Origin of the sequence: Pseudomonas sp. Pse35, from assembly GCF_024519715.1 — a bacterium.
GTDB classification, from domain to species: domain Bacteria; phylum Pseudomonadota; class Gammaproteobacteria; order Pseudomonadales; family Pseudomonadaceae; genus Aquipseudomonas; species Aquipseudomonas paracarnis.
Genome location: NZ_JALJRP010000032.1, coordinates 39,700 through 54,606, shown reverse-complemented (window position 1 = coordinate 54,606; position 14,907 = coordinate 39,700). Strand labels below are relative to the sequence as shown.

15 protein-coding genes are annotated in these 14,907 nt (G+C 61.2%); 4 read left to right on the top strand and 11 right to left on the bottom strand.

The features are described from left to right. The first annotated feature begins 69 nt into the window (after window positions 1-69). Together OC445_RS22075 and OC445_RS22070 are read left to right on the top strand one after the other, a co-directional pair. The gene (locus OC445_RS22075) at window positions 70-249 is read left to right on the top strand and encodes a hypothetical protein (RefSeq protein WP_057974912.1); all 180 of its coding nucleotides are present in this window, start codon (window positions 70-72) and stop codon (window positions 247-249) included. 12 nt (window positions 250-261) lie between these two features. Further along, the gene (locus OC445_RS22070) at window positions 262-462 is read left to right on the top strand and encodes a DUF6021 family protein (RefSeq protein WP_032902837.1); all 201 of its coding nucleotides are present in this window, start codon (window positions 262-264) and stop codon (window positions 460-462) included. Between the two features lie 30 nt (window positions 463-492). Here the strand turns inward: OC445_RS22070 and OC445_RS22065 are convergent, their stop codons facing one another. Next, window positions 493-729, bottom strand: coding sequence for a DUF6555 family protein (locus OC445_RS22065; protein ID WP_003192128.1), 237 nt, complete (start codon window positions 727-729; stop codon window positions 493-495). A gap of 120 nt (window positions 730-849) precedes the next feature. Between OC445_RS22065 and OC445_RS22060 the strand changes: the two genes are divergently transcribed. Then, entirely contained in the window at window positions 850-1,683 is an 834-nt protein-coding gene (locus tag OC445_RS22060) for an arylamine N-acetyltransferase family protein (RefSeq protein WP_060773016.1), read from the top strand. 125 nt (window positions 1,684-1,808) lie between these two features. Then, on the top strand, window positions 1,809-2,561 hold the full coding sequence (locus OC445_RS22055) for an outer membrane beta-barrel protein (protein ID WP_034127889.1): 753 nt from the start codon (window positions 1,809-1,811) through the stop codon (window positions 2,559-2,561). Window positions 2,562-2,910: 349 nt separating this feature from the next. Here the strand turns inward: OC445_RS22055 and nuoN are convergent, their stop codons facing one another. From nuoN to nuoE, 10 genes are all read right to left on the bottom strand, one after another. Further along, on the bottom strand, window positions 2,911-4,374 hold the full coding sequence (nuoN, locus tag OC445_RS22050; RefSeq protein ID WP_003174731.1) for an NADH-quinone oxidoreductase subunit NuoN: 1,464 nt from the start codon (window positions 4,372-4,374) through the stop codon (window positions 2,911-2,913). Window positions 4,375-4,381: 7 nt separating this feature from the next. Then, complete coding sequence (nuoM, locus tag OC445_RS22045) at window positions 4,382-5,914, bottom strand: NADH-quinone oxidoreductase subunit M (protein WP_198790531.1); 1,533 nt, start codon at window positions 5,912-5,914, stop codon at window positions 4,382-4,384. 55 nt (window positions 5,915-5,969) lie between these two features. Next, window positions 5,970-7,823, bottom strand: coding sequence for an NADH-quinone oxidoreductase subunit L (nuoL, locus tag OC445_RS22040; RefSeq protein WP_198790530.1), 1,854 nt, complete (start codon window positions 7,821-7,823; stop codon window positions 5,970-5,972). Further along, entirely contained in the window at window positions 7,820-8,128 is a 309-nt protein-coding gene (gene nuoK, locus OC445_RS22035; RefSeq protein WP_003174727.1) for an NADH-quinone oxidoreductase subunit NuoK, read from the bottom strand. The genes nuoL and nuoK overlap by 4 nt, the downstream gene beginning before the upstream one ends. Before the next feature lie 2 nt (window positions 8,129-8,130). Next, on the bottom strand, window positions 8,131-8,634 hold the full coding sequence (gene nuoJ, locus OC445_RS22030) for an NADH-quinone oxidoreductase subunit J (RefSeq protein WP_003174726.1): 504 nt from the start codon (window positions 8,632-8,634) through the stop codon (window positions 8,131-8,133). 9 nt (window positions 8,635-8,643) lie between these two features. Next, window positions 8,644-9,192: an NADH-quinone oxidoreductase subunit NuoI gene (nuoI, locus tag OC445_RS22025; RefSeq protein WP_003174725.1), complete on the bottom strand. Its 549-nt coding sequence runs from the start codon at window positions 9,190-9,192 to the stop codon at window positions 8,644-8,646. A gap of 11 nt (window positions 9,193-9,203) precedes the next feature. Beyond that, window positions 9,204-10,211 carry an NADH-quinone oxidoreductase subunit NuoH gene (nuoH, locus tag OC445_RS22020; RefSeq protein WP_003174724.1) on the bottom strand — a complete coding sequence of 336 codons (1,008 nt, stop codon included), beginning with the start codon at window positions 10,209-10,211 and terminating at the stop codon, window positions 9,204-9,206. Continuing rightward, entirely contained in the window at window positions 10,208-12,922 is a 2,715-nt protein-coding gene (nuoG, locus tag OC445_RS22015) for an NADH-quinone oxidoreductase subunit NuoG (RefSeq protein WP_054917271.1), read from the bottom strand. The genes nuoH and nuoG overlap by 4 nt, the downstream gene beginning before the upstream one ends. A 135-nt stretch (window positions 12,923-13,057) precedes the next feature. Next, a complete protein-coding gene (nuoF, locus tag OC445_RS22010) occupies window positions 13,058-14,413 on the bottom strand; it encodes an NADH-quinone oxidoreductase subunit NuoF (protein ID WP_032896666.1) in 1,356 nt (451 codons plus the stop codon). Continuing rightward, window positions 14,410-14,907, bottom strand: a complete 498-nt coding sequence (gene nuoE / locus OC445_RS22005; RefSeq protein ID WP_003174721.1) for an NADH-quinone oxidoreductase subunit NuoE — start codon at window positions 14,905-14,907, stop codon at window positions 14,410-14,412. The genes nuoF and nuoE overlap by 4 nt, the downstream gene beginning before the upstream one ends.

Here is a 14,907-nt window from a genome sequence, read left to right as displayed (position 1 = left end):
GCAATGAAGTTGAACGATGGCGCGGGGCGGTTTCTCTAAAATGGTGAACCCCTCATGAGGTCAGTCATCATGTCTGAACACAAGCAGCCACCCCCAGGTACACCGGATCCGAACCGTACGCCGGGTGAGGAGGAGCGTGATAACGATGCGTTGCGCCCCAACGATCCCAAAGAGCGCAGTCCGGACAACGATGTCGAGCGCGTCGAAGAAGACCTGGAAAACCTCCACGACAGAGCCCGCCCGCTTTAGCAGGAGAATATGATGAACAAACCTACCGATGGTCCCTCTTCCAACGAACACGCCAGTGGCAAGGATGAACTGGGCTTCGACCCGGATTCGCCGGATGTAGCCGACCCACAGGTCGATCCCATCGGCCCGGCTATTGCGCCGTTGGACAAAAAGGACGACGAGACAGCGAAAAAAAAGCCGCCCTACGATCCGTTGGGCGACTTGAAGCAATGAACCGAGCCCCGCCGTTATGCGGGGCTTTGTTTACCTGGGCGGCGACCAGCTGACGTCGCTGATACCGTATTTTTCCGCCCAGGGCCGGGTGGTCTTTTTCACCTGTTCGTGACCTACGCGGCCGATGCGGCTGACATGGGCAATGTCGGCATCGACGGCCGCCCAATGCCAGGCCTCGGCGTTGTTCATCACTTCGGCGCGCACCACGAAAGACTTGGGTTTACCGTGTAGCTGATAGTGGACGGTGTAGATTTTTGCGGTACTCATGCTGCCTCCCAATCTTGTTATAGATGGATAGGCCGGCGCTCCAAAAGGTTCATTCAAAATGACAACGCACGCAGAGGCGCGGCATAGTGACGCTCTTGCCCCGCGCCCAAGGACCGTGCCATGCACACACTCACCGATAGCCGCCTGTACCTGCAACGCCTGGGCTATGCCTCGCCACCGCCGCCCACCCTGCAAACCCTGCGGGACTTGCAACTGCGCCATGTGTGCAGCTTTGCCTTTGAAAGTCTGTCGACGTTGATGCATGCACCGGTACCGATCGACCTGCCCAGCGTTGAGCGCAAGGTGCTGCACGAGGGGCGCGGCGGCTATTGCTACGAGTTGAACCAGCTGTTCCTGGCACTCTTGCAGGAGTTGGGCTTCGAAGCCCGTGGCATCACCGGGCGTGTGGTGATCGGCGGCCCACCAGACGCCCACACTGGGCGCACCCATCGCTTGAGCCTGGTGACCCTCGACGGCGTGCGCTATATCACCGATGTCGGTTTTGGCGGCATGGTGCCCAGCAGCCCGTTGCAACTGGACAACGACGCACCCCAGGCCACCGCTCATGAGCCTTATCGCCTGACGCTCAAAAACGCCAGCTACACGCTGTGGGCGCAGGTGGGCGAGGAGTGGCGTGGCCTGTACGTGTTCGATCTGCAAACCCAGGCCGACATCGACTATGAAATCGGCAACTGGTACGTCTCCACGCACCCAGGCTCCCCGTTTGTAGGGCAGTTGAAAGCCGCGTTGCTTGCGCCTGGCAGGCGCCATACGTTGGCCAACGCCCGCTATGCGGTTCATTACCTGGATCGGCCCAGCGAGAAGCGCAAGCTGGAGAGTGCTGATGAGTTGCTGACGTTATTGCGCGACACCTTCGGCATTTGTTTGCCGGCTCAGCCGCAACTTCGCGAAGCGGTTGAGCACCTGATCAGGGCCGATCTCGAAGAGTATTGAGATAGAGCCTTCGCTGAACCGTTTTTTCTCCATTTTGGTGCAAATCAGTTCGAACTTTTTGCAAACGCCAAGGTTCGAACCGATTCCTGAATACTTTGCCCACCTTAAAATGGAGATGTAAAACGATGTCCAAACTATTCGGAAAATTCCTCAAGAACACCTCGTTGCTGGCCCTGGTGGCTGCGCCTGGCGTGGTGTTCGCAGCACCGTCCACCGACCCGATTTCCACGTTCGGGATCATGGGCAGCTACAACGACTTCAAACTTGAAGGCGGCAGCGAAAGCGACAAGGACCACATGCCCGAAGCCGGCCTGTTCTACAACTTCGGCAACAAGCTCACCGCCGAGTCGGGTTTTATCTACCAGGCCGGTATCGAAGCCAAGTACGGCGAAAAAAGCGATAACAAACTCAAGGAAGGCCAGGCCGACCTCGACCTCGGCTGGCGTGCCGCGCTGGATGCGCGCAACTTCGTCGATGTGATCGTGGGCGGTGGCTACACCTGGACCCGCTACGAGCCGGACACCAATGGCTACGACATGAAACTCACCAACAAGTCGCCGTTTGCCAAGGCCGCTCTGGGCTACAACCACCAGTTCGATGACATGACCCTGCGCGTTGAAGCCGGCGCCCGTCACACCATCGACGGCCGCGCCAAGCTCAAGGTGGACGGCGTTGGCAGCGACAGCGTGGACCTCAAGGACCGCACCAACCCTTACGCCGAAGTCAGCCTGCTGATGAACCAGAAGGGCGACCTGCCAGTGATGGCGGGCCTGTACTACACCCGCACCGAGTACAAGCTCGATAACGACTCCTATGTGGCCGACAACACCAAGCTCAAGCGTGATGAGTATGGTTTCAAGGTGGGTATCGCGTTCTAAGGTTATCGCCCGGGCAAACCGCAAGTTTGAACACAAACGCCTCGATGTGAATCGAGGCGTTTTTATATCTGTAGCCACAATATGGGCAAAGAGGGCCAGTATATTGAGGGCATGTAGGAGCGAGCTTGCTCGCGAAAAACTCACAGGCGCCGCGTTTATTCAGGAAGCACGCATTATCGTCGACGTTTTTCGCGAGCAAGCTCGCTCCTACAGGGGAATGCATTCCAAATGTGGGAGCGGGCTTGCCCGCGAAGGCGATGATGAATGCACCGCCTCTCTAATACCTCGCCCCTGAAACGCAAAACGGCGCCCAAAGGCGCCGTTCTGTTTAGTGCATCAACCTAAGCGATCAAACGCCCAGCACCGCGTGCTGCACCAGGGTGAGCAACGGTTGTGGGTACACGCCCAGGAAGAACGCGAGCAGGGCGATGGCCAGCAGCATGACGCCGCCTGCCTTCTGTTCCCAATGCAGCTCGGCATCCACACGGCGCAGGTTTGGCTCGATCAGGTACAGGGTGACCATCACGCGCAGGTAGTAGAACACGCCGATGGCGCTGCCCAGTACCAGCGAGGCAACCAGCCACCATTCGTGGGCTTCGACACCGGTCGCGACAATGTAGAACTTGCCGATAAAGCCCGCCGTCAGCGGAATGCCGGCCAACGACAGCATCATCACGGTGAGCACGGCGGTCAGGTACGGACGGCGCCAGAACAGGCCGCGGTATTCGTACAGGGCGTCGGCGTCACGGCCTTTATACGGCGACGACATCAAGGTGATGACGCCGAACGCACCCAAGCTGGTGATCACGTAGGTGACGAGGTACACGCCAATGGCTTCCACGGCCAGGCCTTTGCTCGCCACCAGGGCGATCAGCAGGTAGCCGAAGTGGGCGATGGACGAATAACCCAGTAGACGCTTGAGGTTGTTCTGGGTCAGCGCCAGCAGGTTACCGAACAGGATCGACGCAATGGCGATCACGGTCAGCACGTTGCTCAGCACGCCGGTGTTGGCGGCAGGGGAGATCTGGAACAGACGCACCATCACTGCAAACACGGCCACTTTCGACGCGGTCGCCAGGAACGCGGCCACCGGCGCCGGGGCGCCTTCGTACACGTCGGGGGTCCACAGATGGAACGGCACCAGCGACAGCTTGAATGCCAGGCCGATCAGCATCATCGCCAGGCCCAACTGGGCAATCGGCGCCGGGCTGTTGGTGGCGGCCAGCGCGTGGCCGATACCGGTGAAGCTCAGGCTGCCGGCTTCGGCGTAGAGCAGGGCCATACCGAACAACAGGAACGCGGAACCGGCGGCCGACAGCACCATGTACTTGATGCCGGCTTCCAGGGAGCGCTTGTTGAAGAAGGCGTAGGCCACCAGGCCGTAGGTCGGGATCGACAGCAGTTCCAGGCCGATGAACAGGCCCGCCAGGTGCTGCGCGCTGACCAGCACGATACCGCCGGCCGCAGCCAGCAGGATCAGCAGGTACAGCTCTTCGCGGTTGCCCGGGTAGCCGGTGCCGCCTTCGCCGAGGTAGGCGTGGGCGAGGGTGACGCAGGCCAGGGTCGCCACCAGGATCAGGGCGATGTACAGCAGCGCGAAGTCATCGACCATCATCAATGGCGTGACTGCCAGTGGCGCGACCTTGAGGGCCGGGATGATCGACAGCAGGGCCAGGTTCAACCCGGCGCAGGACAGCAGGAACGTTTGCGAGTGATTGCGGCGCCAGGCGATTGCCAGCATCACCACCACGATGGTGAGGCTGGTAATCAGCAGCGGCGCAAGCGCGATAAAGTGTTGGATCGTGAATTCCATAGCGCTCTTACCGGGCCGAAGCGAGTTGAGAGAAGGCGGTGCCGAACCACTGCTGCACGCCATGCATCGTTGCGGCAGAAGTGTCCAGGAACGGTTGCGGGTACACGCCGATGAAGATCAGCAACACCGCAAGGCCGAGCACCATGATCAGTTCGCGCGCATCCATCCCTTGCAGGACGGTGTCGGACTTGGCCGGGCCGAAATAGGCGCGGTGGATCATGATCAGCGAGTAGACCGAACCGAACACCAGGCCGGAGGTGGCGATGGCGCTGATCCACGGCGTCTGCACAAAGGCACCCATCAGGATCAGGAACTCGCCGATGAAGTTACCGGTACCCGGCAAGCCCAGCGACGCGGCGGCAAAGAACAGGCTGATCGCCGGCAGGTAAGCGATGCGCGACCACACGCCACCCATTTCACGCATGTCACGGGTGTGCAGGCGCTCGTACAGCTGACCACTGAGGATAAAGAGGGCAGCGGCCGAAACACCGTGGGCCAACATCTGGATCACCGCACCCTGCAGCGCCAGTTGGCTGCCGGAGTAGATACCGATCAGTACGAAACCCATGTGGGAAACGGACGAGAAGGCAATCAGACGCTTGATGTCGGTTTGCGCGAAAGCCAGGAACGCACCGTAGAAGATCCCGATCAGACCCAGGGACATGGCAATCGGCGCGAATTCGGCCGAAGCATTCGGGAACAGCGGCAGGGCGAAGCGCAGCAGGCCGTAGGCAGCGGTCTTCAACAGGATACCGGCCAGGTCCACGGAACCGGCAGTCGGCGCCTGGGCGTGGGCGTCAGGCAACCAGGAGTGGAACGGCACCACCGGCAGCTTCACCGCGAAGGCGATGAAGAAGCCCAGCATCAGCACGTACTCGGTGGTCAACGACATCTTTGTCTTCAACAGATCGGCGTAGTTGAAGGTAATCACGCCGGTGTTGTTGAAGTTCACCAGTACCAATCCCAGGATCGCCACCAACATGATCAGGCCGGAAGCCTGAGTGAAGATGAAGAACTTGGTCGCTGCGTAGATCCGGGTTTTCTTGCCGTCCGAAGAACTGTGACCCCAGAGCGCGATGAGGAAGTACATCGGCACCAGCATCATTTCCCAGAAGAAGAAGAACATGAACAGGTCCAGCGCCAGGAACACGCCGACAACGCCGCCCAGGATCCACATCAGGTTCAGGTGGAAGAAGCCCACGTGACGCTGGATCTCTTTCCAGGAGCAAAGTACCGAGAGGATACCCAGCAGGCCGGTCAGCAGGATCATCAACAGCGACAGGCCGTCGAGGGCCAGGTGCACGTTGATGCCGAAGCGCTGGATCCACACGTGCTTGAATTCAAGCGCGAAGGTGGGATCGACGCCCGGTGCCGGAGCGAATGAATAGTCACCGTGGGCCCACAGCCAGAGGCCGAGCGCGAGTTCCAGGGACATGGTCAGCAACGCAATCCAGCGGGGGAGGGTGGCGCCGAAGCGTTCACCCATCCAGCAGAGCAGGCCGCCGATAAAGGGGATCAGGATTAGCCAGGGCAGAATCATGACGGGCTCGTTTCCTTTCGCAAGTTCGCAAAGTACGCAGTGCACTTAAACATAGTCAGACCGCTACCACGACGATGGCGCCGATCACCAGAACGGCACCCGCCGCCATGGACGCTGCATACCAACGCAATTGGCCGGTCTCGCTGCGGCTCAGGGCGGTGTGACCGGCCTTGGCGGCACGCGGGATCAAACCGATGGTCTGGTCGAGCGGGTCTTTGCGCAGCACGTGGCTGATCGCAAGGTAAGGTTTGACGAACAGTTTGTCGTAGATCCAGTCGAAGCCCCAGGCAGCGAACCACCAGGCCGACAGGAAGCGACCAATGCCACTGTTGGCCACGGCAGTCACGAAGCGACGCTTGCCGAGGAACAGCAGGGCCGCCAGCAGGATACCGGCGATGGCGATGGCGCCCGAGGCGATTTCCAGGCTGTGCTGGGCTTCGCCGCCGGCATGGCCGACGCTTTGTGGCAATACACCGTGCAGTGGCGGGGTGATCATCGCACCGACGAAGGTCGACAGGATGATCAGCACCGACAGTGGCAACCAATGGGAGATGCCGTGGCCTGCGTGCGCTTCGGTCTTGGCTTCACCATGGAAGGTGATGAAGATCAGGCGGAAGGTGTACAGCGAGGTCATGAACGCACCTACCAGGCCTGCGTACAGCAGGTTCTGGTTACCGCTGGCGAAAGCTTCCCAGAGGATTTCGTCCTTGGAGTAGAAGCCTGCGGTTACCAGCGGCAGGGCCGCCAGGGCGGCACCACCGACGATGAAGCTGGCGTACGCCAGTGGCAGTTTCTTCCACAGGCCGCCCATCTTGAAGATGTTCTGCTCGTGGTGGCAGGCCACGATCACGGCGCCGGAGGCGAGGAACAGCAGGGCCTTGAAGAACGCGTGGGTCATCAGGTGGAAGATCGCCGCGTCCCAGGCGCCGACGCCCAGGGCCAGGAACATGTAGCCGATCTGGCTCATGGTCGAGTAGGCGAGGATACGCTTGATGTCGGTCTGCACCAGCGCGGCGAAGCCGGCCAGTACCAGGGTCACGCCGCCGACGATACCCACCAGGTGCAGGATGTCCGGCGCCAGGGTGAACAGGCCGTGGGTACGGGCGATCAGGTAGACACCGGCGGTTACCATGGTGGCGGCGTGGATCAGTGCCGATACCGGGGTAGGACCGGCCATTGCATCCGCCAGCCAGGTTTGCAGCGGCAGTTGCGCAGATTTACCCACGGCGCCACCCAGCAGCATCAGGGTAGCCAGGGTGATCCAGAAGTCGCCGACCTGGAATTTCTGCGGTGCCAGCACCAGCAGTTCCTGGATGTTCAGCGTGCCCACCTGTTGGAACAGGATGAACAGGCCGATGGCCATGAACACGTCGCCGATGCGGGTGACGATAAACGCCTTGAGTGCTGCGTTACCGTTGTTGCGGTTGCTGTAGTAGAAACCGATCAACAGGTACGAGCACAGGCCCACGCCTTCCCAGCCGAAGTACAGGAACAACAGGTTATCGCCCAGCACCAGGAACAACATGCTGGCGATAAACAGGTTGGTGTACGAGAAGAAACGCGAGTAGCCCGCTTCACCGCGCATGTACCAGGACGCGAACAGGTGGATCAGGAAACCCACACCCACCACTACGCCGAGCATGGTGATCGACAGGCCGTCGATGTAGAGGGCGAAGTTGGGCTTGAAGCCCTCGACCGCCATCCACTGCCACAGCACCAGGGTGTAGTGACCGCCTTCTGGCGGCGTCACGTTGAATTGCCAGATGACATAGGCGGCCACGATGGCCGACAGGCCGATGGAGCCCACGCCGATCAGGGCCGAGAGGTTTTCCGACCAGCGTCCGCGAGAGAACGACAGCAGCAGGAAACCGATCAGGGGGAATACGAAAGTCAGAAAGATCATGTTCATCCGCGCATCTCACTGGCAGCGTCGATATCAAGCGTGTGGAAGCGACGATACAGCTGCAGCAGGATCGCCAGGCCAATACTGGCTTCGGCGGCTGCCAGGCTGATCACCAGGATGAACATCACTTGTCCATCCGGCTGGCCCCAACGTGCGCCTGCCACGATGAACGCCAGTGCCGCAGCGTTCATCATGATTTCCAGGCTCATCAACACGAACAGAATGTTACGGCGAACCATCAGGCCGACCAGGCCAAGGCAGAACAGGATGCCGGCGACCGCCAGACCATGCTCCAAAGGGATAGCAGGCATCGTCATTGCTCCTTGGCTTCGTTGCGGCCCAAGTGGAAGGCAGTGATGGCTGCGGCGAGCAGCAGCATCGAAGCCAGTTCGACCACCAGCAGGTACGGGCCGAACAGGCTGATGCCCACGGCTTTCGCGTCTACGGTGGTGTGGCCGATGGCCTGGCCGCTCTGGTGAGCGAACAGCACATACAGCAGTTCACCCAGCAGCAGGGCTGCGAGGACAACCGGGCCGAGCCAGATGCCGGGCTTGAGCCAGACGCGCTCCTGGGCGACCGAAGCCGGCCCCAGGTTGAGCATCATCACCACAAACACGAACAGCACCATGATGGCGCCGGCGTAGGCGATCACTTCCAGCACACCGGCGAACGGTGCGCCGAGGCTGAAAAAGGTCATGGCCACGGCGATCAGCGAAATGATCAGGTAGAGCAGGGCGTGCACGGGGTTAGTGTTGGTGATCACGCGAAGCGTGGACACCACTGCAATACCCGATGCGAAATAGAAAGCGAATTCCATCTTTCTTCCTTAAGGCAGCAAGCTCTTCACGTTGATCGGCTCGGCTTCGTTTTGTGCGGCGCCTTTTGGCTTACCGGCAACGGCCATACCTGCAACACGATAGAAGTTGTAATCAGGGTTTTTACCGGGACCAGAGATCAAAAGATCTTCTTTCTCGTACACCAGGTCCTGACGTTTGAACTCGGCCATCTCGAAATCCGGCGTCAGCTGGATCGCGGTGGTCGGGCAAGCTTCCTCGCAGAGGCCGCAGAAAATGCAGCGCGAGAAGTTGATGCGGAAGAAGTCCGGGTACCAGCGACCATCTTCGGTTTCAGCTTTCTGCAGGGAAATGCAACCCACCGGGCACGCCACGGCGCACAGGTTGCAGGCTACGCAACGCTCTTCGCCGTCGGGGTCGCGGGTCAGTACGATGCGGCCGCGATAGCGCGGCGGCAGGTACACCGCTTCTTCGGGGTATTGCAGGGTGTCGCGTTTGCGAAAGCCGTGACCGAACACCATCACCAGGCTTCGCAACTGGGTACCGGTACCCTTAACGATGTCGCCAATATATTTGAACATGGGTCAAATCCTCACTGAACCGCGGCAGCTGGCGTGTTCAACAACACGACGGCAGCCGTCACCAGCAAATTGATCAGGGTCAGCGGCAGGCAGAATCTCCAGCTGAAATCCATCACCTGGTCATAGCGCGGGCGCGGAATCGAGGCGCGCAGCAGGATGAACAGCATGATGAAGAACGCGGTCTTCAGGAAGAACCAGAAGAAGGCCAACTGCGGCAGGATGCCAAACGGACCGTGCCAGCCGCCGAAGAACAGCGTGACCAGCAGGGCCGAGATCAAGATGATGCCGATGTACTCACCGACGAAGAACATGCCCCACTTCATGCCGGCATATTCAATGTGGTAACCGTCGGCCAGTTCCTGTTCCGCTTCCGGCTGGTCGAACGGGTGACGGTGAGTCACGGCCACGCCAGCGATGAAGAAGGTGCAGAAGCCAAAGAACTGCGGAATGATGAACCACAGGTTCTGCGCCTGGTACTCGACGATGTCGCGCATGTTGAACGAGCCAACCTGCACCACGATGCCCATCAGTGCCAACCCCATGAACACTTCATAGGATACGGTTTGGGCCGAGGCACGCAAGCTGCCCAGCAGGGCGAACTTGTTGTTGCTCGACCAACCGGCGAACAGCACCGCGTATACCGACAAACCGGCCATGGCGAAGAAGAACAGCAAACCGATGTTCAGGTCCGCCACGCCCCAGGTCGGGGTGATCGGGATGATCGCAAACGCAATCAGCAAGGCGCTCATGGCTACCACCGGTGCCAGGGTGAAGATCACCTTGTCGGCAAACGGCGGGGTCCAGTCTTCCTTGAAGAACATTTTCAGCATGTCGGCAGCGATCTGGAACATGCCGAACGGGCCAACGCGGTTCGGACCGTAACGGTCCTGCCACCAGCCCAGCAGGCGACGTTCGACGAAGCTGAGCAGGGCGCCCGCGACGACCACGGCCAACAGGATCACGATGGCCTTGACCACCGAGATGATCACGTCAATTACTTCCGGCGTGAACCAAGTCATTGCGCTGCCTCCTGCAGACCGTCAACGGTTTTGCCGAAAATGGCAGGCGGAATACCGGCGATGCCTTTAGGCAGTGCAACCAGGCCGGCACCCAACTCATCGTTGATACGCAGCGGCAGACGCAAGGTCTGGCCGGCCACGTTGAGGCTGAGCAGGGCACCGTCGTTGACGCCCAGGCGGTCGGCTTCGGACTTGGCCACGGACACATAGGCGGCAGGAATGCGCTCTTGAACCGGCGCGGCCTTGGAAGAAGTTTCTTCGCTGCCGAACAGGTGGAAGAACGGCACGACTTGCCAGGTGCCCGGCGCCGGGTTGAACGGACGCGGTACCGCAGCGAACCAGTTCAGCGAGTCACCGCTGGTTTCGATCAGGCGAGTGCCCGGGTCGCCAGCGCGGATGTGACCACCGACTTCGTCCTGGAACTTGTTCCAGGCTTGCGGCGAGTTCCAGCCCGGCGACCAGGCAAACGGCACCTGCTGACGGGGTTCGGCCGAACCCGAATAACCTTCCATGGAGAAGGCAAACGCGGTGTCGTTGTCTTGCGGGGTACGTGGCTCGTGCACGCTGATGTCAGCACGCATGGCGGTACGACCGGAGTAACGCAGCGGCTCACGTGCCAGTTTCAGGCCCTTGATGCGGAACGCGGCAGAAGGCGCGGCATCCACGATACGAGCAAGCTGCGGCGCGCTGGCGGCGGTGGCAGCGGTCACGTGGTCGAGTTGGGTCCAGTCGATCGGCTGGTTCAGCAGGGTGGCGCGCAGGGCATGCAGCCAGCGCCAGCCTTCGTGCACCAGGATGCTGGCGTCCATGTACTTCGGATCGAACACCTGGAAGAAGCGCTGGGCGCGGCCTTCCTGGCTGACCAGTGTGCCGTCGCCTTCGGCGAAGGTGGCGGCTGGCAGTACCAGGTCGGCGCGGTCGCTGGTGGCGGTCTTCTGGTGGTCGGCGACGATCAGCACCTTGGCAGCATCCAGTGCCGCGTCAACCTTGGCGGCAGCGGTGCGGGTGTACAGGTCGTTTTCCAGCACCACGATGGCGTCGGCGTTGCCGTCGATCACCGCTTGCAGCGCCGCGTCCACGGACTCGCCACCGAGCATTGCCAGGCCCAGGCTGTTGGCTTCCGGCACCACCAGGCTGATGGAGCCATTTTTGTCGCGCAGCTTAAGGGCCTTGGCGATGTTGGCGGCGGCTTCGATCAGCGCCTTGGAACCCAACGAGGTACCGGCAATGATCAGCGGGCGCTTGGCCGCCAGCAGGGCGTCGGCAATGCGCTGAGCCAACTCGACAGCTTCAGCGTCCAGGCCTTCAACGGCGGGTGCGCTGGCGTCGAGGGCGTGGGCCACGGCGAAACCGAGGCGCGCCAGGTCGTCCGGCGCGGCGTGTACGCATTCTTCAGCGATGTCGTCGAGCTTGGTTTCAGCCAGGGAAGCGATAAACAGCGGGTTCAGCGCGTGCTGGCCGATGTTCTTCACGGCGGCGTCAAGCCAAGGCTGTACGCGCATGGCGTCGGCCATTTCTTCGGCCTTGCCTTTGACCGACTGACGCAGCGACAGCGCGATGCGTGCAGCGGTCTGGGTCAGGTCTTCACCGAGTACGAAGATCGCATCGTGGTCTTCGATGTCGCGCATGTTCGGCACTGGCAGCGGGCTGTCGTTCAGCACTTGCAGGACCAGGCGGATGCGCTCCAGCTCGCCCGCTTCGATACCGCAGTAGAAGTGCTCGGCACCCACCAGTTCACGCAAGGCGAAGTTGCTTTCGAGGCTGGCACGTGGCGAACCGATACCGACGATAGTGCGCCCGCGCAACAGGTCGGCGGCTTTATCCAGCGCGGCGTCCAGGCTCAGCTTGGCGCCATCGGCCAGCAGCGGCTGGCGCGGACGGTCTTCGCGGTTTACGTAGCCATAGCCGAAGCGGCCACGGTCGCACAGGAAGTACTGGTTGACCGAACCGTTGAAGCGGTTTTCGATACGGCGCAATTCACCGTAGCGCTCGCCCGGCGAGATGTTGCAACCGCTGGAGCAGCCATGGCAGATGCTCGGTGCGAACTGCATGTCCCACTTGCGGTTGTAGCGCTCGGAGTGGGTCTTGTCGGTGAACACACCGGTGGGGCAGACCTCGGTGAGGTTGCCGGAGAATTCGCTTTCGAGCACGCCGTCTTCAACGCGACCGAAGTACACGTTGTCGTGGGCGCCGAATACGCCCAGGTCGGTGCCGCCGGCGTAGTCCTTGTAGAAGCGCACGCAGCGGTAGCAGGCGATGCAGCGGTTCATTTCGTGGGAAATGAACGGGCCGAGGTCCTGGTTCTGGTGGGTACGCTTGGTGAAGCGATAACGGCGCTCGTTGTGGCCAGTCATCACCGTCATGTCTTGCAGGTGGCAGTGACCGCCTTCCTCACAGACCGGGCAGTCGTGGGGGTGGTTGGTCATCAGCCATTCGACAACGCTGGCGCGGAACGCCTTGGATTCTTCATCGTCGATGGAGATCCAGGTGTTGTCGGTGGCTGGGGTCATGCAGGACATGACGATACGACCACGGGTGTCGTTTTCGTCTGTGTATTGCTTGACCGCACACTGGCGACAGGCACCGACGCTACCGAGAGCGGGGTGCCAGCAGAAATACGGGATGTCGAGGCCGAGTGACAGACATGCCTGTAACAGGTTGTCCGCCCCATCGACTTCGAGCGCTTTGCCGTCTACGTGGATAGTGGCCATGGTTCAAAGTTCTTCGTTGGCCCGTTGTCAGCGGGCGTGGCTAATGGAATCTTGTTATTCATGTGCATCTACACAGCCTTGAAGGCGTCAGCACATGAGCAGGCGAAGGGCACGGACCCTTCGCCTGTTTAAGCGTTACGCGCCGACTACGATCGGCTTTGCCAGAGGCGGGACGGCGGCGCTGGTGGGCGCGATGCCGGCTTCGAACTCCGAGCGGAAGTATTTGATTGCGCTGCCCAATGGCTCCACGGCGCCCGGTGCGTGAGCACAGAAAGTCTTGCCTGGGCCGAGGAAACCGACCAGGCCCAGCAGGGTTTCGATATCACCCTCGCGGCCTTCGCCATTTTCCAGGGCCATCAGCAGCTTGACGCTCCACGGCAAACCGTCGCGGCAGGGGGTGCAGAAACCGCAGGACTCGCGGGCGAAGAACTGCTCCATGTTGCGCAGCAACGAGACCATGTTCACCGTGTTGTCCACCGCCATCGCCAGGCCGGTACCCATGCGGGTGCCCACCTTGCCGATGCCGCCGGCATACATTTGTGCATCCAGATGCTCAGGGAGCAGGAAACCGGTGCCGGCGCCACCTGGCTGCCAGGCTTTCAAGGTGTAGCCGTCGCGCATGCCGCCGGCGTAGTCCTCGAACAGCTCGCGCGCGGTCACGCCAAACGGCAGTTCCCACAGGCCAGGGTTCTTGACCTTGCCGGAGAAACCCATGAGCTTGGTGCCCATGTCTTCGCTGCCTTCGCGGGCCAGGGATTTGTACCAGTCCACGCCGTCGGCGATGATCGCCGGCACGTTGCACAGGGTCTCGACGTTGTTCACGCAGGTCGGCTTGCCCCACACGCCCACGGCGGCGGGGAAGGGCGGCTTGGAGCGTGGGTTGGCGCGGCGGCCTTCGAGGGAGTTGATCAGTGCGGTTTCTTCGCCGCAGATATAACGCCCGGCCCCGGTGTGCACGAACAGTTCGAAGTCGAAACCGGAACCGAGGATGTTCTTGCCCAGCAGGCCTGCGGCCTTGGCTTCTTCCACGGCACGGTTGAGGTGCTTGGCGGCGGTGGTGTACTCGCCACGCAGGAAGATGTAGCCACGGTAGGTTTTCAACGCACGGGCGCTGATCAGCATGCCTTCGATCAGCAGATGGGGCAGTTGCTCCATCAGCATGCGGTCTTTCCAGGTGTTCGGCTCCATTTCATCCGCGTTGCACAGCAGGTAGCGGATATTGATGGATTCGTCTTTGGGCATCAGGCCCCACTTCACGCCGGTGGGGAAGCCTGCACCGCCGCGACCCTTGAGGCCGGCGTCTTTCACGGTCTGGACGATATCGTCCTGGGCCATGTCGGCGAAGGCTTTGCGCGCTGCGGCGTAACCGTTCTTGGCCTGGTATTCGTCAAGCCATACCGGCTCGCCGTCGTCACGCAGGCGCCAAGTCAGCGGGTGAGTCTCGGCCGAACGCTTGATCAGGTTGGCCGGGCCGAAGGAAGTCAGGGTCATGGGTAGCCCTCGAGCAATTGGGTGACGCCAGCGGGCTGCACGTCACCGAATGTGTCGTCGTCGATCATCAACGCCGGCGCCTTGTCGCAGTTGCCCAGGCAGCACACCGGCAGCAGCGTGAAGCGGCCGTCCGGGGTGGTCTGGCCGAGGCCGATGCCCAGCTTGTTCTGGATCTCGCTGACCACCGACTCATGGCCACCGATGTAGCAGACCATGCTGTCGCACACGCGAATGATGTGGCGGCCAACCGGCTGGCGGAAGATCTGGCTGTAGAACGTCGCCACGCCTTCAACGTCACTGGCGGGGATGCCGAGGATCTCGCCGATGGCGTAGAGGGCGCCGTCTGGCACCCAGCCACGTTCCTTCTGGACGATCTTCAGGGCTTCGATAGACGCCGCGCGCGGGTCTTCGTAGTGATGCAGCTCGTGCTCGATGGCCGAGCGCTCGGTTTCACTCAAGGTGAAACGGTCTGTCTGGATAAGCGTGCTGTTCAT

What these genes read in the sequence shown, in the direction of transcription:
- nuoG (WP_054917271.1), bottom strand. Translation starts at nt 12,922, where the DNA reads ATGGCCACTATCCACGTAGACGGCAAAGCGCTCGAAGTCGATGGGGCG.
- OC445_RS22060 (WP_060773016.1), top strand. Translation starts at nt 850, where the DNA reads ATGCACACACTCACCGATAGCCGCCTGTACCTGCAACGCCTGGGCTAT.
- nuoF (WP_032896666.1), bottom strand. Translation starts at nt 14,413, where the DNA reads ATGACCCTGACTTCCTTCGGCCCGGCCAACCTGATCAAGCGTTCGGCC.
- nuoN (WP_003174731.1), bottom strand. Translation starts at nt 4,374, where the DNA reads ATGGAATTCACGATCCAACACTTTATCGCGCTTGCGCCGCTGCTGATT.
- nuoM (WP_198790531.1), bottom strand. Translation starts at nt 5,914, where the DNA reads ATGATTCTGCCCTGGCTAATCCTGATCCCCTTTATCGGCGGCCTGCTC.
- OC445_RS22065 (WP_003192128.1), bottom strand. Translation starts at nt 729, where the DNA reads ATGAGTACCGCAAAAATCTACACCGTCCACTATCAGCTACACGGTAAA.
- nuoH (WP_003174724.1), bottom strand. Translation starts at nt 10,211, where the DNA reads ATGACTTGGTTCACGCCGGAAGTAATTGACGTGATCATCTCGGTGGTC.
- OC445_RS22055 (WP_034127889.1), top strand. Translation starts at nt 1,809, where the DNA reads ATGTCCAAACTATTCGGAAAATTCCTCAAGAACACCTCGTTGCTGGCC.
- nuoJ (WP_003174726.1), bottom strand. Translation starts at nt 8,634, where the DNA reads ATGGAATTCGCTTTCTATTTCGCATCGGGTATTGCAGTGGTGTCCACG.
- nuoK (WP_003174727.1), bottom strand. Translation starts at nt 8,128, where the DNA reads ATGCCTGCTATCCCTTTGGAGCATGGTCTGGCGGTCGCCGGCATCCTG.
- OC445_RS22075 (WP_057974912.1), top strand. Translation starts at nt 70, where the DNA reads ATGTCTGAACACAAGCAGCCACCCCCAGGTACACCGGATCCGAACCGT.
- OC445_RS22070 (WP_032902837.1), top strand. Translation starts at nt 262, where the DNA reads ATGAACAAACCTACCGATGGTCCCTCTTCCAACGAACACGCCAGTGGC.
- nuoL (WP_198790530.1), bottom strand. Translation starts at nt 7,823, where the DNA reads ATGAACATGATCTTTCTGACTTTCGTATTCCCCCTGATCGGTTTCCTG.
- nuoI (WP_003174725.1), bottom strand. Translation starts at nt 9,192, where the DNA reads ATGTTCAAATATATTGGCGACATCGTTAAGGGTACCGGTACCCAGTTG.
- nuoE (WP_003174721.1), bottom strand. Translation starts at nt 14,907, where the DNA reads ATGAACAGCACGCTTATCCAGACAGACCGTTTCACCTTGAGTGAAACC.